At 61.2% G+C, this 24,955-nt stretch carries 26 protein-coding genes and 1 riboswitch; of the genes, 22 read left to right on the top strand and 4 right to left on the bottom strand.

The features are described from left to right. Window positions 1–99 precede the first annotated feature (99 nt). Complete coding sequence (locus tag ACNOHI_RS23490) at window positions 100–1,023, bottom strand: LysR substrate-binding domain-containing protein (RefSeq protein ID WP_420477148.1); 924 nt, start codon at window positions 1,021–1,023, stop codon at window positions 100–102. Between the two features lie 158 nt (window positions 1,024–1,181). On the opposite strand from ACNOHI_RS23490, the gene ACNOHI_RS23495 reads away from it, so the two are divergent. After that, the gene (locus ACNOHI_RS23495; protein WP_420477149.1) at window positions 1,182–1,880 is read left to right on the top strand and encodes a pirin family protein; all 699 of its coding nucleotides are present in this window, start codon (window positions 1,182–1,184) and stop codon (window positions 1,878–1,880) included. A 51-nt stretch (window positions 1,881–1,931) separates the two neighbouring features. Here ACNOHI_RS23495 and ACNOHI_RS23500 read toward each other — a convergent pair whose 3' ends face one another. Beyond that, complete coding sequence (locus ACNOHI_RS23500; protein ID WP_420477150.1) at window positions 1,932–3,857, bottom strand: FTR1 family protein; 1,926 nt, start codon at window positions 3,855–3,857, stop codon at window positions 1,932–1,934. 278 nt (window positions 3,858–4,135) lie between these two features. On the opposite strand from ACNOHI_RS23500, the gene ACNOHI_RS23505 reads away from it, so the two are divergent. The 7 genes from ACNOHI_RS23505 to pcaD all read left to right on the top strand — a co-directional run bounded on the left by ACNOHI_RS23505 (window position 4,136) and on the right by pcaD (window position 9,858). Beyond that, window positions 4,136–4,618: a MarR family winged helix-turn-helix transcriptional regulator gene (locus ACNOHI_RS23505; RefSeq protein ID WP_420477151.1), complete on the top strand. Its 483-nt coding sequence runs from the start codon at window positions 4,136–4,138 to the stop codon at window positions 4,616–4,618. A gap of 11 nt (window positions 4,619–4,629) precedes the next feature. Beyond that, complete coding sequence (gene folP / locus ACNOHI_RS23510; protein ID WP_420477152.1) at window positions 4,630–5,478, top strand: dihydropteroate synthase; 849 nt, start codon at window positions 4,630–4,632, stop codon at window positions 5,476–5,478. A gap of 114 nt (window positions 5,479–5,592) precedes the next feature. After that, window positions 5,593–6,510 (top strand): dioxygenase, encoded by a 918-nt coding sequence (locus ACNOHI_RS23515; protein WP_420477153.1) that lies wholly within the window; start codon window positions 5,593–5,595, stop codon window positions 6,508–6,510. Window positions 6,511–6,528: 18 nt separating this feature from the next. Beyond that, window positions 6,529–7,206 carry a 3-oxoacid CoA-transferase subunit A gene (locus ACNOHI_RS23520; RefSeq protein WP_420477154.1) on the top strand — a complete coding sequence of 226 codons (678 nt, stop codon included), beginning with the start codon at window positions 6,529–6,531 and terminating at the stop codon, window positions 7,204–7,206. Beyond that, window positions 7,203–7,862, top strand: a complete 660-nt coding sequence (locus ACNOHI_RS23525; protein WP_420477155.1) for a 3-oxoacid CoA-transferase subunit B — start codon at window positions 7,203–7,205, stop codon at window positions 7,860–7,862. The genes ACNOHI_RS23520 and ACNOHI_RS23525 overlap by 4 nt, the downstream gene beginning before the upstream one ends. After that, window positions 7,859–9,061, top strand: a complete 1,203-nt coding sequence (pcaF, locus tag ACNOHI_RS23530) for a 3-oxoadipyl-CoA thiolase (RefSeq protein WP_420477156.1) — start codon at window positions 7,859–7,861, stop codon at window positions 9,059–9,061. Before ACNOHI_RS23525 ends, pcaF begins: the two co-directional genes overlap by 4 nt. Window positions 9,062–9,072: 11 nt before the next feature. Further along, the gene (gene pcaD, locus ACNOHI_RS23535) at window positions 9,073–9,858 is read left to right on the top strand and encodes a 3-oxoadipate enol-lactonase (RefSeq protein ID WP_420477157.1); all 786 of its coding nucleotides are present in this window, start codon (window positions 9,073–9,075) and stop codon (window positions 9,856–9,858) included. Here pcaD and ACNOHI_RS23540 read toward each other — a convergent pair. Next, complete coding sequence (locus ACNOHI_RS23540; RefSeq protein ID WP_420477158.1) at window positions 9,855–10,763, bottom strand: LysR family transcriptional regulator; 909 nt, start codon at window positions 10,761–10,763, stop codon at window positions 9,855–9,857. The genes pcaD and ACNOHI_RS23540 overlap by 4 nt on opposite strands. Before the next feature lie 97 nt (window positions 10,764–10,860). Between ACNOHI_RS23540 and ACNOHI_RS23545 the strand changes: the two genes are divergently transcribed. From ACNOHI_RS23545 to ACNOHI_RS23570, 6 genes are all read left to right on the top strand, one after another. Continuing rightward, window positions 10,861–11,997: a muconate/chloromuconate family cycloisomerase gene (locus ACNOHI_RS23545; protein ID WP_420477159.1), complete on the top strand. Its 1,137-nt coding sequence runs from the start codon at window positions 10,861–10,863 to the stop codon at window positions 11,995–11,997. A 10-nt stretch (window positions 11,998–12,007) separates the two neighbouring features. Next, window positions 12,008–12,286 (top strand): muconolactone Delta-isomerase, encoded by a 279-nt coding sequence (catC, locus tag ACNOHI_RS23550; protein WP_420477160.1) that lies wholly within the window; start codon window positions 12,008–12,010, stop codon window positions 12,284–12,286. Between the two features lie 28 nt (window positions 12,287–12,314). Next, window positions 12,315–13,283: a tripartite tricarboxylate transporter substrate binding protein gene (locus ACNOHI_RS23555; RefSeq protein ID WP_420477161.1), complete on the top strand. Its 969-nt coding sequence runs from the start codon at window positions 12,315–12,317 to the stop codon at window positions 13,281–13,283. Window positions 13,284–13,300: 17 nt separating this feature from the next. After that, entirely contained in the window at window positions 13,301–13,999 is a 699-nt protein-coding gene (locus ACNOHI_RS23560) for an alpha/beta hydrolase (RefSeq protein ID WP_420477162.1), read from the top strand. 69 nt (window positions 14,000–14,068) lie between these two features. After that, a riboswitch (glycine riboswitch) is annotated at window positions 14,069–14,166 on the top strand. A 159-nt stretch (window positions 14,167–14,325) separates the two neighbouring features. Then, entirely contained in the window at window positions 14,326–15,588 is a 1,263-nt protein-coding gene (locus ACNOHI_RS23565) for a D-amino acid dehydrogenase (RefSeq protein ID WP_420477163.1), read from the top strand. 84 nt (window positions 15,589–15,672) lie between these two features. Beyond that, window positions 15,673–16,815, top strand: a complete 1,143-nt coding sequence (locus tag ACNOHI_RS23570; protein WP_420477164.1) for a branched-chain amino acid ABC transporter substrate-binding protein — start codon at window positions 15,673–15,675, stop codon at window positions 16,813–16,815. Window positions 16,816–16,885: 70 nt separating this feature from the next. Here ACNOHI_RS23570 and ACNOHI_RS23575 read toward each other — a convergent pair whose 3' ends face one another. Next, on the bottom strand, window positions 16,886–17,104 hold the full coding sequence (locus ACNOHI_RS23575) for a hypothetical protein (RefSeq protein WP_420477165.1): 219 nt from the start codon (window positions 17,102–17,104) through the stop codon (window positions 16,886–16,888). Between the two features lie 342 nt (window positions 17,105–17,446). Here ACNOHI_RS23575 and ACNOHI_RS23580 point away from each other — a divergent pair, with 342 nt between their 5' ends. The 8 genes from ACNOHI_RS23580 to ACNOHI_RS23615 all read left to right on the top strand — a co-directional run bounded on the left by ACNOHI_RS23580 (window position 17,447) and on the right by ACNOHI_RS23615 (window position 24,713). Then, the gene (locus tag ACNOHI_RS23580) at window positions 17,447–18,070 is read left to right on the top strand and encodes a thermostable hemolysin (RefSeq protein WP_420477166.1); all 624 of its coding nucleotides are present in this window, start codon (window positions 17,447–17,449) and stop codon (window positions 18,068–18,070) included. Beyond that, on the top strand, window positions 18,051–19,514 hold the full coding sequence (locus tag ACNOHI_RS23585; protein WP_420477167.1) for an AMP-binding protein: 1,464 nt from the start codon (window positions 18,051–18,053) through the stop codon (window positions 19,512–19,514). Before ACNOHI_RS23580 ends, ACNOHI_RS23585 begins: the two co-directional genes overlap by 20 nt. A 1-nt stretch (window position 19,515) precedes the next feature. Next, window positions 19,516–20,190 (top strand): TenA family transcriptional regulator, encoded by a 675-nt coding sequence (locus ACNOHI_RS23590; protein ID WP_420477168.1) that lies wholly within the window; start codon window positions 19,516–19,518, stop codon window positions 20,188–20,190. Window position 20,191: 1 nt separating this feature from the next. After that, entirely contained in the window at window positions 20,192–20,989 is a 798-nt protein-coding gene (locus tag ACNOHI_RS23595; protein ID WP_420477169.1) for an SDR family oxidoreductase, read from the top strand. A 21-nt stretch (window positions 20,990–21,010) separates the two neighbouring features. After that, window positions 21,011–21,658: a hypothetical protein gene (locus ACNOHI_RS23600; RefSeq protein ID WP_420477170.1), complete on the top strand. Its 648-nt coding sequence runs from the start codon at window positions 21,011–21,013 to the stop codon at window positions 21,656–21,658. 30 nt (window positions 21,659–21,688) lie between these two features. After that, window positions 21,689–22,354 (top strand): response regulator transcription factor, encoded by a 666-nt coding sequence (locus ACNOHI_RS23605; RefSeq protein ID WP_420477171.1) that lies wholly within the window; start codon window positions 21,689–21,691, stop codon window positions 22,352–22,354. Then, window positions 22,351–23,748, top strand: a complete 1,398-nt coding sequence (locus ACNOHI_RS23610) for a sensor histidine kinase (protein ID WP_420477172.1) — start codon at window positions 22,351–22,353, stop codon at window positions 23,746–23,748. Before ACNOHI_RS23605 ends, ACNOHI_RS23610 begins: the two co-directional genes overlap by 4 nt. 137 nt (window positions 23,749–23,885) lie before the next feature. After that, window positions 23,886–24,713 (top strand): DUF2189 domain-containing protein, encoded by an 828-nt coding sequence (locus ACNOHI_RS23615; RefSeq protein ID WP_420477173.1) that lies wholly within the window; start codon window positions 23,886–23,888, stop codon window positions 24,711–24,713. Window positions 24,714–24,955 lie beyond the last annotated feature (242 nt).

Genomic DNA, 24,955 nt, shown 5'->3' on the forward strand with positions numbered 1-24,955 from the left:
GTGCGCTGTTCATTTCGTTAGTGATTCTCATTTTGAAAAGCACGCGCGATTCTCGTCAACCCGCACATGTTAATCGCCGCGAAAAAATCCTGCTGAAGATCACTGGACCCATGTCGGCTTGCGTAGCTTGGCAAACGGCTGCGCGGAACGCACGCGGTCGATCCACCATGTGAGCGCCGCGCCTTCTTCCCCGGGTCGCCACGCGAGATAGAAGGTTTCATCCGGCTTTGGCTCGCGCACTTTCTTTTCGATGAGCAATCCGTTCGCGATTGCGGGGCGCGCGCAATCCTCGGGCAAGAAGCCGAAGCCAAGGCCGGCAACCTGGAATTCAAATTTCGTGAGCATGTCGGGTACGGACAGGGTGTCTTGCCCAAACAGGAGTCCGACGGTGCGCGCTTCCAGCTGTCGTGCCGAATCGGAGACGGAAACCGCGCGGTAGTCATGCAGGTCGGCCTTGGAAAGCGGGGACGTTGCCTTTGCCAGGGGGTGAGCAGGAGAAACCGTAAAGACAAACGATATCGTGCCGATCGGTTCCGCGGTGTAACCGCCGCCGGAAGGGCCTTCTCCCGCCGCGCCGATCAGCAGGTCCACGTGCCTGTCCAGCAGCGCTTCCCATGTTCCCGACAGCGCCTCCTGCACGATCCGCAGGCGCGTCCTGTCCGCGGCCGTGTAAAACGCCTCGATATCTTTGCTCAGGCCAATCGGGGAAAGCATGGAGTCCATGCCGATGGCAAACTCTGTCTCCCAGCCATCCGCCACGCGCCGGACGCGGCACTCCAGGTCGCCGGCTGCCTTGAGCAGATAGCGGCCTTCCTTCAGTAATTCCTCTCCGGCCGCCGTCAGCGCGACTTTGGGGCCGAACCGCTCGAACAACTGCACGCCGAGATCATCCTCGAGCTTGGATACCGTATAGGAAATCGTCGAGGGCACTTTGAACAGCTCTTTCCCCGCGGCAGAGAAGGAGCCCCGCCGGGCGATGGCGTCGACAATCTGAAGTGCTTCCAGGCTGAGTCTCAGTTTCATAATTCGAAAATATTGAAAATAGGGCGCTAAAATTTCCGTTTTTGATTCCCGGCTTTGATCCCCATAATACATCTCACAAAGGATTTCGGTCTCAAGCGAATATTCGAATGGTTTGAATATCGATTATGAAATCCATTGAACAAGACAAGGAGTGATGCATGCTGAACATTCGTAAAAGCAACGACCGCGGGGTTGCCGACTTTGGCTGGCTGCATTCGCAGCACACCTTTTCTTTCGGGCATTATCACGACCCCGAGCACATGGGGTTCGGTCCTTTGCGCGTCATTAACGAGGACCGGGTGGAGCCGGGCCGCGGCTTCGATCCGCACAGCCACCGGAACATGGAAATCATTTCCTATGTCCTCGATGGCGCGCTCGAACACAAGGACAGCATGGGCAATGGCTCGGTGCTGCGGTACGGCGATGTGCAGCGTATGAGCGCGGGCACCGGGGTGGTGCACAGCGAGTACAACCACTCCAGGGAAGCGCCTGTCCATTTCCTCCAGATCTGGATCATGCCGAACGCAGGCGGCGCGCCTGGCTACGAGGAAAAGCACTTTGACGTCGAATCAAAGAAGGGCCGACTGCGCCTGATCGCTTCCGAGGATGGACGCAACGGATCGGTATCGCTGCGACAGGATGCCGCGATCTACGCCTCCATCCTGGACGGCGACGACACGGTGGATTACGGGTTGGACGAGGGAAGGATTGCCTACGTCCACGTGGCGCGCGGCCGGGTGGTCGTGAACGGCATCGCCCTGGCGGCCGGCGATGCGCTGAAGGTGACGGAAGAGGCCGGTGTCACACTGTCCGGGGCGGAAGCTGCGGAAGTCTTGTTGTTCGATCTGCCGTACTAACCGTATGAATAAACGCGCCCCGGGAAGCAAGACGGGGCGCGTTCAGGCGGATCAGCGGACCTTCCTGTTGCCGTAGGCGTTCAGGAACATGCTGCCGGCGACGACTAGCAACACTACGATTTGGGCAACGATGGTCTGCATCGAGGGATAGATGCCAAGCAGGTCGACGCTGGGCACATCGAGTGGTGTCACATCCAGCATGCCCGCCTCCTGCAGCGCGGCAACACCTTTGCCCATCAATACGACGGCGAGTACCGCGACAAGTGCCGAGCTGACCGCGAAGAACTGGCCAATCGGGAGTCGTGCGGAAGTACGCAGCATGACATAGGCGATGGCCGCGAGGATCACGATGCCCAGGCCAAGTCCAGCCAAAAGATGGCCGCCTGCGCCGTCGCTCCACAGTGCAGCGTAGAAGAGGACGGTTTCGAAGACCTCCCTGTACACCGTGACGAATGCCAGGATGAACAACATGAGCGCGGAACGCTTGCCGAGCGCGGAGGACAGCTTGTCTCGGATATACGCCTGCCAGCGGCCGGCAAGGCTCTTCTGGTGCATCCAGATGCCCACGGCGAGCAGCACGACCGCCGCAAAGATCGCCGAGAACCCTTCCGTCAATTCGCGGCTCGCACCGCTGACCTCGATCAGGTAGGTGGCGGCAAACCACGTCAGTACGCCGCCGGCAAGAGCCGTGATCCAGCCCGCGTGGACATAGGGCAGCACTTCGCGGCGCTCGGCTTTCTTGAGGAAAGCAATCATCGCGACGACAACCAGAAGCGCTTCGAGGCCTTCGCGAAGCAGGATTGTCAACGCACCGATAAAGACGCCGAATTTGTCGTCGTCCGTCATCTCCAGCTTGCGTTGGGCTGCATCGAGCGCGTCCTGCAATTGCGCTTCGATCTCGCGAGCGGAGGCGGTATCGTTCTTTGTGACGGCCGCACGATAGGCACCCATCGACTGCTCGATCTTCGCCAGCAGCGCCTTATCCTTGATGGCGAGCGCCGGCTCGACCGGCTCGAAGCCATCCAGATAGGAGGACAGGGCCAGGCGAGTGGCCGTCGCGGCATCGCCCTTGGCCAGGGCGGCCAGGCTTTCGCGGAGGCGGCTCTTGGCCAATGCAAGCGTGCCGCCCGGCGCTGCGATCACTTCGTCCGGATTCGCGCGGAGGAAGCCAAGCACGGCGCCTGCGGTGTTCTTCGGCAGCGTCTTCTCCAGTCCCGATTCGGTCAATTGCGTGAGCACATCGAGGGAAGGAACAACGGTATGCAATGCCTTGTCGCTGCCCCATGCTGTCTTGCCGGCGTCCAGCTCGTCCTTCTGGAACGCGAGCGTGGAGATGTAGAAGGCCAGTGCCCAGCGGTCGTCGTCGGAAAGCGCTGCGAACGAAGTCATCGAGGTGCCTTCCACGCCGCGCGTGATGCTTTGATGCAGGGAGAAGAGGCTGCGCTCGCGTGCGCGTTCACGGTCGGTAAAGGCGATCGGCGCCGGGTCGAGCTTCGCTGCCAGCGGGCCATCGCCGCGGCCTTCGGCACCGTGGCAGGAAGCGCATTGCGCCTGGTAGAGCGTGAGGCCGTGCTTCAGGTCAGGCACCTTTTTAGGGGCCATCGGGACTGGATAGGCGGAGAGGAGGGCGGACGCAAGGTTGCGTGCAACGCTGGCAACTTCCGCCTCCGCCGCCTTGTTCTCGACAGCGTTTTTCAGTTGTCCCGCCTGCTGCAGCAGGCCGGCCTTTGCCGGTCGGTCCGGAAGTTCATGCAGCAAGCGCTCGGCGGTTTGCGAGAATTCCTGCATCTCGCTGTACTCGTCGGCATTGGTAACCCGGCCGCCGGAAACCGCACCGGCGTAATCGACGGCCATGTAATCGAGAAGCTGCCAGATCTGCGTGGCCCTGTCCGCGGTGGGATCCGTGCTGGCAAATGCCGGGGCGGCGGACAGCAGGCTGACGAGGAGTGCAAGGATGACGCGTTGTAGTGCAATCATGATAGGTGTTGTTTCTTTTAGTGTTTAACGCCTGATGGCTGCGGCTCGGGTGAGCGGACAGTTCTCTCAACAAGGGGTGATAACCAGTCCCTATAAATGCGTGGGTCAAGGGGCTTGCTTCACTTGCCACTGTGATTGTAAATGAGAATTAGTCGCATTACCATTCAGCGCTCGAATTTGTTGACACCTGATTGTGAATCCGGCAATGCCTGCTTTGTACTTCCTTGACTTTACTTGCCTAGGCAAGTAAATTGAAGCGAAGCATACAGGAGTCTCGAATGGAGCCACCTTTTTCATCCGGCCACGTCTGCTCCAGCAGCAGGAACGGCCTCGGCTATCTGGTCAATTCAGTGCGCAACGCACTCTTTGGCGCCCTCGAGCAGGATCTCGCGCGGCTGAATCTGACGGCGGCCCAACTGGTCGTCGTGGTCGCGATCGCCCGGGATCAACTCCAGACGATCGGCGAACTTGGGGCATATGCGGGCATCGACATGGGCGCCATGTCGCGGCTGATCGGCAGGCTCGAAGAAAAAGGGATCGTGCGACGCACGCGTAGCGACACCGACAAGCGGGCGATGATCGTTGAGTTGGCGCCGATGGGACGTAACCTGTACCCGCAGATCGAACCGATCCTTATCGATATCAACAGGCGTTTCCTGCAAGGCTTTTCCGCCGAGGAGTCGGAGCAGTTGCAGAAAATGCTCGAACGCCTGCTCGCAAACGCAAACCGCCCACCATCGAAAGAGGCGAGCGCCACGTAATGGATGATCAAATGCAAATCAAGGAAACCATTTGGCAGGTCGGACGTTTTCGCTTTGCAATGGGCGGACCAGGATCCCGTACGCTGGTCGTTGGCATCCTGAACGTCAATCCCGATTCGTTCTCCGACGGTGGCCGGTATGACACTGTCGTGAAGGCCGTAGCGCGTGCGAATGCCATGATCGCCGAAGGCGCCGATATCATCGAAATCGGCGGCGAGTCGACACGACCCGGAGCAACGCCAGTACCGGGTGACGAAGAGCAACGGCGCATTCTCCCCGTGATTTCCGCCTTGCGCGACTGCGGCGTCCCTATCGCGGTCGATACGTTCAAGCCGGACGTCATGCGCGCTGCGCTCGGCGCAGGCGCCGACATGATTAATGATGTGAATGGTTTTCGCCATCCTGAATCGGTACAGGCGGTACACGAGAGCGACTGCGGTCTGTGCATCATGCACGCGTACGGTCCGGCGGGCGACCTCCACCTCCCGTCGCCGGCGGGAAATGTCACCAACGAGGTACGGGAATTTTTCTATCGGCGCGTGCGTGCGCTCGAGCAAGAAGGCATCGCACGGCACCGCATGTGCATCGATCCGGGCTTTGGATTTGGAAAGACGGTCGCGCAGAATCTGGCGCTTTTGTCCGGCATCCACTACATCAAATTCGATCTGCATGTGCCATTGCTGGCAGGCCTGTCGCGGAAGTCCATGCTGGGAGAGATTACCGGGAAACCGGTCCGGCAACGCACGGCGGCCAGTATTGCCGCGGCACTGGCGGCGACGGCGCATGGCGCTTCGATCGTCCGTGTGCACGATGTCGCCGAGACGGTCGATGCACTCAAGGTATGGCAAGCCGCAGCGTGATGCGCGCCGGTTGTCCGCCCATACCTTAAAGATATCGGCGCGCACCCAAATGATATTGGACGGTCTACGCGACGGCCAATACCATGGCTTCATCACATGGATAAGGAGCTTGCGATGAAAAATGAATTCAATCGAAGTGAATTGCTGCGGCGGGTGACCGAGGCCAGGGTCAAGGAAGGCAACGAGCGGACGCGTGCGATTACAAAACGCATTGTCACCGACCTGTTCAGGACGATCGAGGATTTTGACGTCAAGCCGGAAGAATTCTGGGCGGCGATGCAGTGGCTGTCCCGATTGGGCGCGAGCGGTCAGGTCGGCCTGATCACAGCCGGGCTGGGCTTCGACCGTCTGCTCGACATCCTGGAAGACGAAGCCGACGCGCGCGCCGGACTCGCGGCGGGTACGCCACGAGCAATCGAAGGGCCGTTGTACGTCCCCGGAGCACCGCAGTCAACATACGAGGCGCGTCTCGATAACGGCAGCATGCCGGGCAAGGTCTATGTCATGGAAGGCACGATCCGCGACACTTGCGGCAAACCCTTGCCCGGCGCCATCATCGACGTGTGGCATGCAAACGAGAAGGGCGCCTACTCGCATTTCGACCCCTCGCAGGCAGCCTTTAACCTGCGTCGCCGCATCGTTGCCGATGACCAGGGCCGCTATCGCTTCCGCAGCGTACTCCCGCCCGGCTATGCGATTCCGCCCGCCAGCCCGACGTCGGAATTGTTCGACCTGCTTGGCAGGCATGGCAACCGGCCTGCGCATATCCATTTCCTGGTTTCAGCGGGCGGGAAGCGTACGCTCACGACCCAGGTCAATATCCCAGGGGATACCTTCATCGATGATGACTTTGCGTTTGCCACCCGAGACGGGTTGGTCGTGACGATGGAAGACGTTCCGGCGCAGGGCGGGTACGAATCGCTGGGCATCGATACGCCGTTCACCCGCATCCGTTTCGATTTCGTGCTGCAACCCGCCGTCGGCGAGCGCGACACTCTGCATATGGGGCGTTACGAGCGCGCCGTCTCCTGAAGCGCAACATTGTCATCCATGATCGATAAAATCCTTCCAACCCTGTCCGCTGCCGTTGCCGACATCTACGACGGTGCGACGGTCATGATCGGCGGCTTCGGCACTGCCGGCATGCCGGCGCAGCTCATCGATGCGCTCATCGACCACGGCGCCCGCGAGCTCACCATCATCAACAACAATGCGGGCAACGGTGATACTGGCCTTGCCGCGCTGCTCGCGGCGAAGCGGGTGCGCAAGATCATCTGTTCCTTTCCGCGCCAGAGCGACTCGCATGTGTTCGACGCGCTATATCGCGCCGGCGAGATCGAGCTCGAACTGGTCCCGCAGGGCAACCTGGCGGAACGCATTCGTGCGGCCGGCGCCGGCATCGGCGGATTCTATACGCCGACCGGTTATGGCACACAGCTCGCCGAAGGCAAGGAGTGCCGCGAAATCAACGGCAAGCATTATGTCTTCGAGTTGCCGCTGCATGCCGACTTTGCGCTCATCAAGGCACTCAAGGCGGACCGCTGGGGCAATCTCGTGTATCGCAAGACTGCGCGCAATTTCGGACCGATCATGGCGACGGCGGCAAAGACAACCATTGTCCAGGTCGATAGCATCGTGCCGCTTGGCGAACTCGATCCCGAAGCAGTCGTAACGCCGGGCATTTTCGTGCAGCGCGTGGTGCGCGTACCCGGCAAGGAGCAAACATGAAGCGCTTGACGCGAGACGAAATGGCGCAGCGAGTGGCGCGCGATATCCCGGAGGGCGCCTATGTCAATCTTGGCATCGGCGTCCCTACGCTCGTCGCAAACCATATCGGCGACCGCGAGATCATCCTGCACAGCGAGAACGGCGTAATCGGGATGGGGCCCGCGCCGGCGCCTGGCGAGGAGGACGGAGACCTCATCAATGCCGGCAAGCAATTTGTGACACTGCTGCCGGGCGGCGCGTTTTTCCACCATGCCGACTCGTTCGCCATGATGCGCGGCGGCCATCTCGACTACTGCGTACTTGGCGGATTCCAGGTTTCTGTGCGCGGAGACCTGGCCAACTGGCATACCGGGGCACCCGGTGCCATTCCAGCGGTGGGCGGTGCCATGGATCTGGCGACCGGTGCGAAAAAGGTCTTCGTGATGATGGAGCATTTGACCAAGCAGGGCGAGAGCAAGATCGTGTCGCAATGCACGTATCCATTGACCGGGATGCGTTGCGTCAGTCGCATCTACACCGACCTTGCGATGATGGAGGTCGCCGCGGATGGTCTGCATGTACTGGAAATCTATGCGGACATCGGCTTCGAAGAACTGCAGGAACTGAGTGGCGTCCCGCTCATTGACAGTACGGATCAGGGAGGCGCGCAACGATGAATGCCGCGTTTATCTGCGATGCCATCCGTACACCGATCGGCCGTTACGGCGGCGCTCTTTCCTCCGTGCGCGCCGACGATCTCGGTGCCATCCCCTTGCGGGCACTCATCGCACGCAATGAAAGCGTGGACTGGGCGCGTATCGACGAAGTTATTTTCGGATGCGCCAACCAGGCAGGCGAAGACAATCGCAATGTGGCGCGGATGTCCGCACTGCTCGCGGGTTTGCCCCTGGAAGTGCCAGGGACCACGATGAACCGTCTCTGCGGCTCGGGCCTCGACGCTGTCGGCACTGCCGCGCGCGCGATCGCGACAGGGGAGGCGGGCATGCTGATTGCCGGCGGCGTCGAAAGCATGAGCCGTGCACCGTTCGTACAGGCCAAGGCAACGAGTGCCTTCTCTCGCCAGGCGGAACTGTACGATACGACCATCGGCTGGCGCTTCGTCAACACGCTGATGACGCAGCGCTACGGCACCGACTCTATGCCGGAAACGGCCGAGAACGTCGCGAGCGACTACCGGATCAGCCGCGAAGACCAGGATGCCTTTGCCCTGCGAAGCCAGCAAAAGGCGATGCAGGCGCAACGGAGCGGTGTGCTGGCGCAGGAGATCGTGCCGGTGCGGATCGCCGGGCGAAAAGGGCAGGAAACCGTTGTCTCGGACGACGAGCATCCGCGCGAGACCTCACTTGACGCGCTCGCAAAGCTCAAGCCCGTCGTGCGTTCCGATGGCACCGTCACGGCCGGCAACGCTTCCGGTGTCAACGACGGTGCAGCAGCCATCCTGTTGGCAGACGAAAAAAGCATCGCTGCCTATGGATTGGCACCAAAAGCACGTGTGCTCGGCATGGCGACCGCCGGCGTCGCGCCACGCGTCATGGGGATCGGACCGGTGCCGGCAACACGAAAGTTGTTGGCCCGCCTTGGAATGACCATCGGGCAGTTCGACGTCATCGAGCTCAACGAGGCTTTCGCCTCGCAGGCGCTGGCGGTGCTGCGCGAATTGGGCATCCCGGATGACGATCCGCGCGTCAATCCCAATGGCGGCGCCATCGCGCTTGGCCATCCGCTCGGCATGAGCGGCGCACGCCTCATCACGGCCGCCGCTTACCAGTTGCAACGCGTGTGCGGGCGCTTTGCCCTATGCACGATGTGCATTGGGGTAGGGCAGGGAATCGCCGTTGCCATTGAACGCGTCTAGCCGAGGAAATCATGCCTGTTGCCGAATTGGGTAATACCCGAATTTACTATCGCATCGATGGCGAGCCGGGCAAGTCCGTGCTCGTCCTGTCGAACTCGTTGGGTACGAGCCTGGAAATGTGGGCGCCGCAAGCCGAAGCGCTGAGCGAACATTTCCAGGTGTTGCGCTATGACACGCGGGGGCATGGCCAGTCCGGCGTGCCGCCCGGCCCTTATACGATGTCGATCCTCGCTGCCGACGTCGTCGGATTGCTGGATCACTTGGGTATTGCAAAGGCGCATTTTTGCGGTCTTTCGCTGGGCGGAATAACCGGCATGCGTCTGGCACTCGATTTTCCGGAGCGTATCGACCGTCTCGTGCTGTGCAACACCGCCGCGTTCATCGGCCCGCCTGGTAACTGGACGGCGCGCGCGGAGAAGGTGCGCGCAGAGGGAATGGGCGCCATCGCCGATGCGGTCGTGACGCGCTGGCTGACGCCCGACTTTGCCGAGGGACATGCCGATCTCGTCACCGGACTGCGCCGCATGCTTGTTGCGACTGATGCCGAAGGATATGCCGCCAACTGCTGCGCGGTGCGCGACGCCGACCTGCGTGAAGAAGTCCGGCACATCACTGCGCCGACACTGGTCATCGCCGGCAGCGGCGACGTTCCGACCCCGCCGTCGGATGCCGCCTATCTTGCCGCCACCATTCCTGGCGCACAGTACGTGGAGCTCGAAGCAGCTCACATATCCAACCTGCAACAGCCCGTACGATTCACGGCGGCTGTGCTGGCTTTCCTGAAGCGGCAGACCTAGCGCGTACGCGGGATGGCGGAAGATGACGCCGCGTGCATTCGCGCAGCGTCGATAAACCGTTGCAGATCCGGAGTGGCATCGCCGGTCCGCGTATTCATGATGACCGGGGATGTCACGTCATTCTCGTGCAGGGGACGGTAGACGATATCGTCACGCTGCAGACGCTGCACCGAGCCCGGCACCAGGGTGATGCCCAGCCCCGCCGCGACGAGTCCGATCGCCGTCTGCATTTCATTGGCGTCCATGACGTTTTTCAGGCTCAGGCCTCGCAGGCGAAACTGCTGCAGCACCTGGTCTGCATAGCTCGGACGCGGACGCGCCGGGTACAGGATGAACGGCTCGGAGGCGAGCATGGCCAGCGTAATACTGCTCGCTTCGGCCAGCGGATGATTGCAGGGCAGTGCAACGGCCAGCGGCTCCTGTGCAATCACTTCGCATACCAGTTGCGGATCGTCCAGCGGGAGACGGCCGAAACCGGCATCGATGCGGCCCGCCTTCAGCGCCTCCGCCTGCTGGATGGAGGTCATCTCCGAGAGCACTACTTCGACGCCTTCGCTCTCCTCACGGAAGGCCCGGATCAAGCCAGGAAGAAAGCCGTAAAGCGCCGACGGCACGAAGCCGATGCCGAACCAGCGCCGTTGGCCGGCACTGATGCGGCGCGTCGCCGTGCGGACCTCATCAAGCCTTGCCAGCACCTGCGTGCATTGCTCCAGAAAGAACACGCCGGCCTTGGTCAGCGCGAGCGGCCGTGCGTCGCGGTCGATCAGTTCCGCGCCGAGTTCCTCTTCCAGTTGACGGATCTGGCGCGACAGCGGCGGTTGGGCGATATGCAGCTGCTCGGCCGCACGCGTGAAATTGAGGGTACGCCCGAGCACTTCGAAGTAGCGCAGTTGCCGCAGTTCCATCGATACCTCCTGAGTATGGCGCAGGACGGAAATGATATTGGACGCATCACGACGCTGCTCCTAACATCCACTCATCCCGAATGCACATTCTGATCACATGGACTCTAACACCAAACCTGTTGCCATCACATCGCTCGCATCCGTGATCGTCGACCTTCCGACCATACGCGAACACCGGCTCGCAATGACGACCATGCGCACGCAGACGCTGGTCATCCTGCGCGTGAAGTGCGCCGACGGCATTGAGGGCATTGGCGAGGCGACGACCATCGGCGGACTGGCCTATGGCGACCAGAGCCCGGAATCGATCAAGCTGACGCTCGACCAGTATGTGGCGCCGCTCGTCGTTGGCATGGATGCACGCAGTCCCAATGCCGTGATGGCGCGCGTCGGGAAATCGGTTCAGGGCAATGCGCTCGCCAAGTCTGCGCTCGAAACCGCCTTGCTCGACGCGCAGGGAAAGCGCCTGGGGGTACCCATGCACCAGCTTCTCGGCGGTGCCGTGCGCCAGTCGGTTTCCGTGCTGTGGACGCTCGCCAGCGGCGACAGCGCGCGCGATATCGCGGAAGCGGAGCAGATGCTGGAGCTGCGCCGTCACAAGGTGTTCAAGCTGAAGATCGGAAAGCGCGATCCCCGGGACGACGTGGCGCATGTTGCGGCCATCAAGGCGGCGCTGGGCGACCGGGCGGAATTGACGGTCGACGTCAACCAGGCGTGGAGCGAGGCCACCGCCTACCGTTTCATTCCCGAACTGGAAGCCGCCGGCGTCATGCTCGTCGAACAACCCATCGCACGGGCAAACCGCCGCGGCCTGGCACGTCTTGCGCAGCGCTTCGACGTACCGATGATGGCGGACGAAGCGGTCCACTCTGCCTCCGACATGTTCGATTACGCACGTGATGAGGCCGCCGACATCGTCGCACTGAAGATCGGGAAATCGGGCGGGCCGCTCGGCGTCCTGCGCACGGCCGCCGTCGCGGATTCGGCTGGCATTGGGTGCTACGGCGGCACGCTCCTGGAAGGAAGTATCGGCAGCATCGCCTCGGCTCATGCATTCGCTGCATGCGAAACGCTGGAGTGGGGCACGGAGCTGTTTGGCCCATTGCTGCTGAAGGACGACATCGTGATCAAACGCCCGGATATCGTGAATTTCGAACTTGCCTTGCCCGAATCGCCCGGCCTCGGCCTGGACCTTGACGAGGACAAGCTGTCGCATTACAGCAGAAAGCACTAAGGAGAAAACCATGTTGTTTCTGGTACGGATGGATGTAGACATTCCGCGCGACATCGCGCCGCATGCCGTGGACGATATCAAGGCGCGAGAGAAAGCGTACTCGCAGGAGTTGCAGCGCAGCGGGAAGTGGGTCCACCTGTACAGGGTGGTGGGGGAGTATGCGAATTACAGCGTGTTCGATGTCGAGTCCAATGACGAGCTGCACGCAGTCTTGTCCGGATTGCCCTTGTTCCCCTTTATGAAAATCAAGGTGACGCCGCTGGCAAAACATCCATCGTCGATCGCCTGAGCAGATTCCTCTACCTACTGGAGATAGCATGAAAGCGTTTGCCAAGATTTTTTCCACCGGCGTGCTGATGTGCGCCGCATTCAGCGCCGCAGCCAACGACAACTTCCCGAATCGTCCAATCAAATGGGTCGTGCCATTTACGCCAGGGGGGGCAATGGACAGCATGGCGCGTGCCATCGGCGAACGTCTTGCGCAGAACCTCGGGCAGCCGGTGGTCATCGAGAACCGTCCGGGGGCGGGCGGCACCATCGGCTCGGCATTGGTGGCGAAATCCGAGCCGGACGGCCATACGATGATGATCGTCTCGATCGGACATGCGGTGAATCCGGCGCTCTATCCCAAGCTGTCCTACGATCCGGTCAAGAGTTTCGAACCGGTGAGCCTCGTGGCCATCGTACCCAATGTGCTGGTGGTCGGACCCGGTGTGAAGGCGAACAACGTCAGCGAGCTTATCGCAACCGCCAAGGCGCAACCCGGAAAGCTGACGTATGCCTCGGCCGGGAACGGCACGACAATCCATCTCGGCGCCGAGCTGTTCAATGCGATGGCGGGTGTCGACATCATGCACGTGCCGTACAAAGGCAGCGCGCCAGCGATGACTGATCTTCTCGGCCGGCAGGTGGATATGATGTTCGACTCCGTGTCGTCGGCCAAGCCGCATATCGATTCCGGCCGACTCAAGGCGCTCGCCGTGACGACGACGAAGCGCTCGAGCGTCCTGCCCAATGTTCCCACGCTGAACGAAGCGGGTTTGAAGGGATACGAGCTCAACGGCTGGTATGCCGTCTTCGTTCCCGCCAAGACACCGCGTCCGGTGGTGGATAAACTCAATGCGGAAATCGTTAAAGCCATCAAGCATCCGGATGTCGCCAAGCGCTTTTCACAACTCGGCGCAGAACCTGTGGGCTCCACTCCCGAGGAGCTTGCGAAATATCTCGGATCGGAAATTCCGCGTTGGACCGAGGTCATCCGGTCGCGCAACATCAAAGCCGACTGAGAAGAGACAGCTGCTTCATGACGGACACACTTGATGATTTGATGCCGGGATCCTCGCTTGGCCTGGCGCACCGGGTTCGTACGCCTTCCGTTGCCAGCGAGAGCGGATCGCCGTGCCTGATTCTCCTGCACGGCGTTGGCGCCAATGAAGTGCATCTCACCGACCTTGCGCGGCAACTGGATCCTCGCCTGACCGTCCTCGTGGCGCGCGGGCCACTCGAGATGGGCGCTGCGCGCTTCGGCTGGTTTCCGGTGCGTTTCACGCCGGGAGGTCCTGTGATCGATGCTGCACAGGCAGAACGTGCGCGCGAGGCGCTGATCACATTCATCGACGGCCTGCCCGCCGCTTACGGTATCGACCGGCGCCGCATTTGGATTGGCGGTTTCAGCCAGGGAGGAATCATGAGCGCCAGCGTGGCGCTGACAGCGCCGGAACGGGTTGCCGGCTTCGCCGTGATGAGCGGGCGCGTGCTGCCGGAAATCGCTGCCCGGATGGCGAATCCCGCTTCGCTGCGTCATGTGCGGGCATTCATTTCGCACGGCATCCATGACGACAAGCTCGGTATTCAGTACGCCCGCGACGCGCAATCGCTGGTTTCACGCCTGGGACTGCGTGTGCAGTACCGGGAATATTCCGCCGGCCACCTGTTGACGGATGAGATGCAGCAGGATTTTTGCGGCTGGCTTGCCGAGCAGATCAGTCAAAGAGGGGCGTGACGGTTTCGCACGAGATTAAAACATGGTAGTCTTTATGGAAATCCAGTTACACGAATTCGGCTAACCACCGAACTTCGATCGGGAGAGAACGCCGGGAGAGTCAATCCGGCGGCGCCGAAGGAGCAACCGCCCCGGAAACTCTCAGGCAAAAGGACCGATCGAATCAATACACTCTGAAGAGTTGCCGGACGTCGTCACCCGGCACACCGCAGGAGCAAGCGCCACGTTCCGCTGGCGTGAATCTCTCAGGTACCAAACAGAGGGGGCGTACGTTGCGCATACCGCGCACGTGCCTCAACCCCATGACCTGTTTGGAGCTTGCACTCATGAAATCCATCGCAGTTATCGGCGGCGGCATCACCGGCGTCACGACCGCTTACGCCCTCGCCAAGCGCGGCTTTACCGTCAGCCTGTTCGAAAAACACCGCTACGCCGCCATGGAGACGTCGTTCGCCAACGGCGGGCAACTCTCCGCGTCCAATGCGGAGGTCTGGACGCACTGGAGCACCATCCTCAAAGGCCTGAAGTGGATGCTGAAAAGCGACGCGCCGCTGCTGGTCAATCCGACGCCGAGCTGGCACAAGCTGTCATGGTTCGCGGAGTTCATCGCCAATATTCCGCAATACCGCCAGAACACCGTGGAAACCGCACGCATGGCAGTTGCCGCGCGCGAGCATCTCTTTGCCTGGGCGGCCGCGGAAGGCGTTGATTTCGACCTCAAGAAAGAGGGCATCCTGCACATCTACCGCGACAAGAAGGGTTTCGACCATGCCGGGGAAGTCTCCAAGCTCCTGGCCGCCGGTGGGCTCCCGCGCCGTGCAGTCACCCCGGCTGAAATGCGCGCGATCGAACCGACGCTGGCAGGCAACTATTATGGCGGGTACTACACAGAGAGCGATTCCACCGGCGACATCCACAAATTTACGGTGGGCCTGGCCAATGCGATTGAGCGCCTCGGCGTACGCTGTTTCTACGGACAGGATGTGCTTGCCCTTCAAAGCGATGACGAAACCGCGAGCGTCACCACCAGCGGCGGCACATCGGGCACATCGCAGACCCACCGGTTCGACGGACTGGTCGTTTGTGCGGGGGTAAGCAGCCGTGCATTTGCAGCACAGTTGGGTGATCGTGTTAACATCTACCCCGTCAAAGGTTATTCCATTACTGTGAACCTGCTGGACAAGCAAAGTCAGGAAGCCGCACCCACGGTCAGCCTGCTTGACGATGAAACCAAGCTCGTTACGAGCCGGCTTGGTATCGACCGGTTCCGTGTCGCCGGTACAGCCGAATTCAACGGCTACAACAAGGACATCCGCGCGGACCGCATCCGCCCGCTTGTCGACTGGGTCAACCAGTGCTTCCCGGATGTGAACACAAGGCAGGTGGTGCCATGGGCGGGATTGCGTCCGATGATGCCGAGCATGATGCCTCGCGTCGGTCGCGGCCGGTCTGCAAACGTGTTCTACAACACCGGTCACGGCCATCTTGGCTGGACCTTGTCCGCCGTCACCGCCGACATGATTGCAGGCACGGTGAAGCGGGCATTCGATACGCGAGGATGCGTTCCACTGCAATTCCAGAGCGCGTAAGCGATCTTTCAAACATTCCGTGGCTGTCGCCCGATTGGCGCGACAGCCGGAATTCACGTTAATTCAGTAGCAGGAGTTAGAAACATGCAGTTCAAGACAAAAATGATCCCGTTGACGGGCGCGGTCGCGCTTGCCTTTGCAGTCTCCGCATCGGCGCAGGAAGTGGTCAAGATCGGCCACGTCGGCCCGATTTCCGGCGGAATCGCACACCTCGGGAAGGACAATGAAAACGGCGCCCGCATGGCGATCGACGAACTCAACGCCAAGGGCCTGACCATCGGCGGCAAGAAGGTCAAGTTCGAACTGATGGCGGAAGACGACGCGGCCGATCCCAAGCAGGGTACTGCGGCTGCACAGAAGCTGGTCGACGCCAAGGTCAACGGCGTGGTCGGCCACTTGAACTCCGGCACCACCATTCCGGCTTCGCGAATCTACAACGACGCCGGCATCCCGCAGATTTCGCCCTCGGCGACCAATCCGAAGTACACGCAGCAAGGCTTCAAGACCGCTTTCCGCGTCGTGGCCAACGACAGCCAGCTCGGCAGCGCACTGGGACGTTATGCCGCCGAACAGCTCAAGGCAAAGAAGGTGGCCGTCATTGACGACCGCACGGCGTACGGCCAGGGCCTGGCTCAGGAATTCATGAAGAGCGTGAAATCGAAGGGCGTCGAGATCGTTGCTCAGCAGTACACCAACGACAAGGCCACCGACTTCAACGCGATTCTGACCGCCATCAAGGCCAAAAAGCCGGACACCGTGTTCTTCGGCGGCGTCGACGCGGTAGCCGGCCCGATGCTGCGCCAGATGAAGACGCTGGGCATCAACGCCAAGTTCATCGGCGGCGACGGCATCTGTTCTGAAACCCTGCCCAAACTGGCGGGAGACGCATTGATCGACGGCCAGGTGGTATGCGCCGAGGCGGGCGGCGTGGAAGAGGCCCAGAAGAAGGGCATGGAGGATTTTCGCGCGGCCTTCAAGAAGAAGTTCAACGCCGATGTGCAAATCTATTCGCCGTACACCTATGACGCCGTGATGATCCTGGCCGAATCCATGAAGAAGGCCAATTCGGTCGAGCCGGCAAAGTACTTGCCGGAACTGGCGAAGATCAACTACAAGGGCGTCATCGGCAACATCGCCTTCGATGCCAACGGCGACATGAAAAACGGGACCTTGACCCTGTACACCTTCAAGGGCGGCAAGCGGGATCAGATCGCTGTCGTGAAATAAGGCGTCAGAAACGCGGAGACACGGTGCTGGTGCCGTGTCTCCGGCGCATTCGCTCCGCTGAGGAGAGGTATTAGCGCAACCGTATGACCACCGCCCGGTCCTGGCCGACGGGTTTGGGCCAGGGGCCGCTGAACCAGAGTGCCCCCACGGCCGCACCCAGGACAAGGAGGGCCCCTGTCGCGAACAGCGTGCCCGCGAGCACAAGCGCGCCGACAATCAGGCTCAGGAAGGACGCGACGATCAGTCCGACGCCGGACGAGGCGAGAAGTGTGTATTGGGTAAGTGTCATGGCCATCAATCGGGTTTGTATGAGGCGAAGTTCCGCCGGGTACACGATGGCAGGCGTGAAACACTCGCCTGAACTTCCGTTTTAGCACACCGATGACATCCGGCAAGTCCATTGCTCAGCAAATGTCGCTGCCATTGCGATAATTAAACTGACGAAGTCCGCGGCGGAAAGTTCGTCCCCCGATCTCACTTTCGTCGGCACTTCCAACACGCGCGGCGAAATCGCGTCGCCTTGCGCAATACCGTGTCCGCATGTCCTGCGCGAATCATCCCGCCGATTAATCCGGCGTTAATCTTCCGTCGTTACTCTGTTTCTCGTCAAAAATGAACGGGAAGCCAATTCGTGACGCATCCACTTTCATTCCTGGAAGAAAAGCCGTGTGTTGGCGACGGCGCGGACGGGCTGCCGGCGTTTACCATGCTGCAGGTTCCCGTTTCGCACCACGAGCGGAGGGAAGTCGAGACTTTTGTTGCCGATGCGTTCAGGCGCCAGTACGGCGCGGAGTTGAAACACTTTTGCCAGGTACTGGTCGGCTGCAAGGATCAACATGGGCGCTGGGTGGCAGCATTGGGCTACTCATTGCTCGACGATGCGTCCGCCTTCCTGGAACACTACCTGGACGCGCCGATCGAGCGGGAAATTGCCTGCAGAACCGGCCTCCCGGTGGCGCGCACTTCGGTCGTGGAGGTGGGTAACCTTGCCGCCACACATGTTGGCGCGGCGAGAACGCTGATCGCGTGCATGACACGCTTCCTGCACGAACAAGGGCTTTCCTGGGTCGCCTTCACGGCGACCCGAAGTCTCCTGAATTCCTTCAATCGCCTCGGTCTGGTGCCGGTCGTCCTGGTGGATGCAGACCCCGTGCGGCTGCCGGACAAGGGAGCGAGCTGGGGCTCGTACTACGTCACCAAACCCCAGGTGATGTTCGGCGATATCCGGAGCGGGCATGATCAACTGGTCAAGTGAAATCCCAAAAGCCTTTTGCCTGACAAACGGAGCAGGCGAGGCGCTGTCCGGTGGAGCGCTTGCGGAGCGGATCGCGCAGTACAGGCACGCACTCTTGTCGCGGACGGCTCCCGGAACTCCGGTAGCAGTGCTGGCGGACAATTCGCCCGACTGGATTGCCCTCGACATGGCCGCGGCCGACCTGCAGGTGCCGTTCGTGCCGCTCCCGACATTCTTTTCCGGAGCCCAGTTGGCGCACGTCCTGGAGACCGCCTCTGTACACGCACTGTTCTGTTCGGATCCCGGCCTCGCCCATTCGCTCGGCTTTCCATCCAGGGCGCCGTGCAATGGAAAACTCGGGCTTTTCGAGAGCACGACGTTGCAACCCTGGGCCGCGCTGGATGCGGTCAACAAGCTGACATTCACCTCGGGAACGACCTCCACCCCGAAAGGCGTCTGCCTCGATATGGAACAGCAGTGGGAAGTCGCGCGCGCCCTGCGCGAGTCCCTGCAGCCGCTCGGGATTCGCCGTCATCTCAACCTGCTGCCGTTGCCCGTTCTCCTGGAGAACGTCGCTGGGGTTTATACGGCCATGCAATCGGCCGCGACAAACATATGCGTCCCTCTCGCTGCCGTTGGCCTGACCGGATCGTCGGCATTTGATCCGGTGGCCTGTCTTGACGCCATTGCCCGCCATCGGGCCGAGAGCATTATCGTTCTTCCGCAAATGCTGGCAGCATTGACTGCCGCCTGCACAATGAATGATCGCCGCACACGCAGCCTGAAATACGTCGCGGTCGGCGGCGCCCGGGTCCCGCCTGCCTTGATTCTTGCTGCACGCAGCAAAGGCATTCCCGCGTACGAAGGCTACGGTCTTTCCGAGTGCTGTTCCGTCGTCACGGTGAACACGCCGCGCGACGACCGTGTCGGAAGCACGGGCAAGCCGCTCGCCAACCGGCAGGTGCGAATCGCTGACGATGGCGAAATCGAGGTGAGGGCAAAGCGGGGCGTGCACTACCTCGGCGCGTCTTTCGTGGCGGACGAATGGATTCGGACGGGCGACCTCGGAAAACTCGACGAAGACGGCTTCCTCCATGTCGACGGACGCAAGAAGAATGTCCTCATTACCGCATACGGCCGCAACGTGAGTCCGGAATGGCCCGAGGCGGCATTGGCGGGGGCGGGGCCGATCGCACAGGCGGTCGTATTCGGCGACTCCAGGCCGTACCTCGTTGCCGCGATCGTGCCAGCCACTCCCGATATTCCCGATTCCGCCCTGGCTGCAGCGGTCGAGCGCGTCAACCGCCTTCTGCCGGACTACGTGCAGGTACGGGGCTGGTTCCGTACCGAGCCATTGACTGCGCACGACGGCCTGATGACGCCGAACGGCCGGCCGAGGCGGGACACGATTGCACGGCGTTTTGCGCAGCAGATCGAACATCTTTACCCACCAGAGGGAGTCTGACATGCGGTTTTATGAAGTCCTGCTCGAATCCACGCGGCCCGAACGGGAACGCCTGTTTTCCGTCCCTGTGATCCAGGATGCGCTCCGCGGCGACATCGTCACCGCCCAATATCTCGCCTTCCTCGGGCAGGCCTATCATCACGTGCGGCACACCGTCCCCCTCCTGATGGCCTGCGGCAGCCGCCTCGGCCCTGGCCATGAGTGGCTGCGGCGCGCGATCGCGGAGTATATCGAAGAGGAGATCGGGCACGAGGAATGGATCCTGTCCGATATTGAAGCCTGTGGCGGTGATCCGCAAAAGGTAAGGGCGTCCAGCCCACACATCAGCACCGACGTGATGGTGGCCTATGCCTACCACCAGGTTGATCGCAGGAACCCTGTCGGCTTTCTCGGCATGGTGCATGTGCTCGAGGGAACGAGTACGGCATTGGCGACAAACGCCGCAAACACCCTCCAGGTCGCGCTCGGGCTCCCGGCAGCTGGGTTTACTTACTTGAACTCGCATGGCTCGCTTGACCTGGAGCATGTGCGTTTCTTTGAAGGACTGGTCAACCGGCTCTCGACAGACGAGGACAAGGCCGCCGTCGTGCAGTGCGCACGTGTCTTCTACACGCTGTACGGCGACATCTTCCGAAGCCTTCCGAACAGGACAGCGCTTCTTCGTGCCGAGGCGTGACATGAATCGTACGGACCCTACACGAGCCATCCGGGCGATTGTTACGGGATCGGCAGGTGGTATCGGCAGCGCAATCGCGCGCGGCCTGGCGGCGCATGCGCAGTGGCTCATCCTTGTCGGGCGCAACGAAGACGCGCTCCGTGCGCTGCAACGATCCCTCGGCGCGAACACGCATGTCGTCGCCGGGGACCTGACCCAGGCGGCGACCCTGGATGCGATCGTGCAGCTGGCACGGTCGCTTGGTGGGCTCAATCTGCTGGTCAACAATGCCGGCGTCTGTGATTTTCATGCATTCGAGACACAGGATCCTGTTGCCATCCGGTCGCTGGTCGACACGAACTTGGTGGCGCCAATGCTGCTTAGCAGGGCGGTCCTTCCGCTCCTGCAAGCAGCCGCGCCATCTCAGATCATCAATGTGGGATCCCTGTTCGGGTTCATCGGGTATCCCGGCTTCAGCGCCTACGGCGCGAGCAAGGCCGGTCTGCGCGCGTTCACCCAGGCGCTGCGCCGCGAGCTCGCGGATACCGGTGTGGACGCCCGCCATTTCGTTCCCCGCGCCACCCGCACCGGCATCAACAGTGAACGCGTGGTTGCGCTCAATCGCGACCTCCGGACAGTCGAAGACTCGCCCGAAATGGTTGCGTCCCAATTCCAGCACTTTCTCGCAGGACGCCATTGGGAAACCAAGATCGGCGCCAAGGAAACATTCTTCGCATTCGTCAACAGCCTGCTACCGGCGATGCCGGACAGAGCCATTCGCGCCCAGTTGCCGGTCATTCGCAAGCATATGCCCAAATAATTCCCATTCAACGAGGTCACCATGCGTACTCACTTTGGAACGATTGCCATTCTCGCCACAGCGCTTTCCGCTTTACCGATGGCGTTTTCCGGTGTCATGGACGACGTAAGCCGCCTGCAGCAGGAATGGGAACGGGTGAAATATCAGACGCCGCCCCCGGAACAGGAACGCGAGTTCGCTCGCCTGTCGGCCGAGGCGGAATCGCTCGTGGTGCAGAATCCGCGCCGCGCGGAAGTGCTGATCTGGCACGGCATCGTCGCTGCGAGTCACGCGGGAGCAAAGGGCGGCTTGGGCGCGCTGTCGCTGGTCAAGGCGGCGAAACAGGACTTTGAACAGGCGCTTGAGATCAATCCGGAGGCCTTGTCGGGTTCGGCCTATACCAGCCTTGGGTCGCTGTACTACCAGGTTCCCGGATGGCCGCTGGGATTCGGCGACGACAAGAAAGCCTTCGAATACCTCAGGAAGGGTCTGTCGATCAATCCGGACGGCATTGATCCGAACTACTTCTACGGCGACTTTCTTTACCGCAAGGGTGACCTTGACGGCGCGGAACGTGCGTTGAAAAAGGCAATGACGGCGCCGCCACGGCCCGGGCGAAGGGTGGCGGATGAGGGGCGCCGGCGCGAGGCAGCGGAGCTGCTTGAAAAAATCGCGGAGAAGCGCAAATAATGGGCAGATCGATCTTCCGAAGGAAGGAATGTGAGAATTCTGCTCGTCGAAGATGATGCGTCGCTGGCTTCCGGGCTCAAACGTGCGCTGGAAAAGGCGCACTACGTTGTCGAGCATGTCGCCGACGGCAGGGGCGCGTCGCGGGCGTGCGCCGACCGCGCTTTCGATCTCGTCATTCTCGACCTCGGTTTGCCGGGGCTGGACGGCATTGACGTTCTCAAGGCACTGAGACGCAACGGCGGCGCCTTGCCAGTGCTGATCCTGTCCGCGCGCGACAGCACCAGGCACCGCGTCGAAGGACTGGACCACGGCGCGGACGACTACGTCGTCAAGCCGTTCGAGCTGGATGAACTGCTTGCCCGGATACGCGTGCTGGAACGACGGCAAAGCGGCCAGACCGTCAACCAGTTGCAGGCGGGAGGGATCATGCTCGATCTCGGGACGCTCACCGTGCAATGGCAGGGCAGGGAGCTTGATCTGCCCGCGCGCGAGTTCATGCTGCTGCGGCGCCTGATTGAAAATCCGAAGACGGTGTTCACGCGCGCCCAGCTGGAAGAGTCTCTCTATGGCTGGGGCGAGGGCATCGAAAGCAATGCGATCGACGTCTATGTGCACCACTTGCGTCGCAAGATCACGCCGGACGTCATCAAGACCGTGCGCGGTGTCGGATACCGGTTCGGCAGGGCGGGCGCATGAACCGACGCCGCTATTCAATGCGGCGCCGACTGGCAGGCTGGACGCTTGCCTGCCTTGTTCTCATCCTCGGTGGAATGGGCATTGCAGCGTATCTCGCGGCCAAGCATGAATCCGACGAAATTTTCAGCGCGCGCCTTGCAACCTCTGCCCGGGTGCTGGAAGCGCTGGTGGCGCGGCAACTTGGCATCGCTACCACGCCAAGTCCGATCATCATCACGCTTCCACCGGAGCTCGAACATGCGCGCGGCGGGAAGGCGCAAGCCAGTGGACATCCTTACGAGAACAAAATCGCGTTCCAGGTCCGGGACGAGCAGGGCGTATTGCTCGCCCGTTCGGCATCCGCGCCCGATCGCGCGGTCAGTCCGCTGCGGGCGGGATTTGGCAAATACAGCCTCGGAGAAGAAGTCTGGCAGGTATTTGTGCTGAAGTCAGGTCGGGTTTGGATTCTCGCTGCCGAGAAGGACGAGGTACGACAGGAAATGATCCGGGAACTGGGCATGTCCATCCTCATGCCGCTCTTGATCGGGGCCGTGCTCCTGGTCGCAGCGGTCAACATTGTCCTGCTCTATAACATGCGGCCCCTCAAGAGCCTTGCCGCACGTATTGCGAGCCGCGAACCGGGATCTCTGGCGCCGATTGAGCTGCCGACAATGCCCAAGGAACTGGTTCCGATCGTCGACGAACTCAACGCCTTGCTGACGCGGGTAAACGCCGCTTTCGAACGCGAGCAACGTTTCATCGATGCCGCGGCGCATGAGATCCGAACACCGTTGGCGGCGCTTCAGCTCCATGTGCAGAACGCACTGAAGGCCGACTCGATTCAGGAACGCGAAGGCTGTCTTGCGGAAGCGGTGGTTGCGTTGCGGCGGACTACGAACCTTGCCGAGCAGTTGCTGTCCTTCAGCCGCATCACGTCGGAAACAAGCGCCACGGCGCATGAAAACTTGTCACTCGACGACATGTGCCGGGAAGTCGTCGCCATGCAGGAACCGCTGCTGGAGGAGCGAGGCCAGTCGATCGGCTTGTCTGTGCAGGGGCACTGTTCGGTCCTCGGGGACCGCGCCAAATCGCAGCGCCTGTTGCAAAATCTGATCGACAATGCTTCCCGCCACGGCAGCCCCGAGGGAGAGATCGATGTCGCCGTCTACGCTTCGGATGGCCACGTGGTCCTGGAGGTCGCCAATAATGGCGCGCCGATCCCACAAAGCGAAGTCGAGAACATCTTTGCGCCCTACTATCGATTGCCGGGCAAATCAGGTTTCGGCGCCGGCCTCGGCCTGGCAATCGTCAGGGAGATCGCGGATCAGCATGGCGCCCATGTGTCGGTGTCCACGCTTCCGGACGGGCAGGGGACCGTGGTATCCGTGTGGTTTCCTCACGTTGAACAGACCTGACGCGTACAAGCCACGGCGCTATGCGGTGAGGTGATCGCCAGCGCCTTTTTTTGCGCTGCGAATTGACATTTATCGGTCTGGCTCTCAGAGTCCATGGAGAGAATCTGTAAACAATGACAGACACAAAGGAGGCCGCCATGTCAGACATTGCCCATACCACGCCGTCCACTCCAACCGCTCCAGGGGAAACTTCCGACTCCTCGTTGATGCCGGAAGTCCGGTCCATCGGCATGGACGCTCCGTTCCGCTGGCTTGCAGCCGGTCTCGGAGACATGAAGGCGACGCGGTTACGCGCCTCTTTCTACGGACTGATGTTCATGCTGATGGGCTTCGCAATCATGGGGATGTATGAGACCCGCTGGCAACTGACAATGGGACTGACGGCCGGATTCTTCCTTGTCGGGCCATTCCTGTTCTGCGGCATCTACTGGCTGTCCCGCCAGCGCGAACTCGGGGAGAAGCCGGGCTTGACCGCTTCCATGTTCTGCTGGAAGGAAAACCCGGCCTCCATTGGCTTCTTTGCGGCGATCCTGACTTTCCTGATGGTGATATGGGCGCGCGTGTCGGTCGTGATTTTCGCCCTGTTCTCCACCCGGGATTTCCCGACGATGCAAGGCGTCATTTTCCAGATCTTCTCGATGACGAATATTCCGTTTGTCATCGTCTGGTTCGGTGTCGGCTTTATTTTCGCCTCCATCGCATTCGCGATATCAGTCGTTTCCGTGCCCCTCATGCTGGACAGGAATACTGACACAATGATCGCGCTGTTCACGAGCGTACGCGCCTTGTGGAAGAACGCCATTCCGCTATATCTGTGGGCAGCATTGATTGTCGCGCTTGTCGGCGCGAGCCTGCTGTTGTCCTTCATCCCTCTACTGGTGACGGCGCCACTGGTCGGGCACGCAACCTGGCATGCCTATCGTGATTTGATCGCGCATCCGGGCGGGGCGGAGACGGCGCAGTAAGCCCGACCGAAGTACACCTGCTTCATCGCATGATATTGCCGTTCGCGTTGCGGCCGGCAATATCATGTTGCTCCTTCAGCTATCCAAAGTTCCCCTCTTTTTCGACGCCTCCGGCATTGCGCGGCATGCAGTTGTGACGGCTTTCGCTCTACCCGACTCAGCTTTCCGATCCATTTCGTTTCGCGCCGTCACGGTCGCTGTGCAACTTCTCCGCGCGCTGATTTTTATCTTGCGCAGCGCCT

This window comes from Noviherbaspirillum sp. ST9 (genome assembly GCF_048799745.1).
In the GTDB taxonomy this organism is placed as follows: Bacteria; Pseudomonadota; Gammaproteobacteria; order Burkholderiales; family Burkholderiaceae_D; genus Noviherbaspirillum.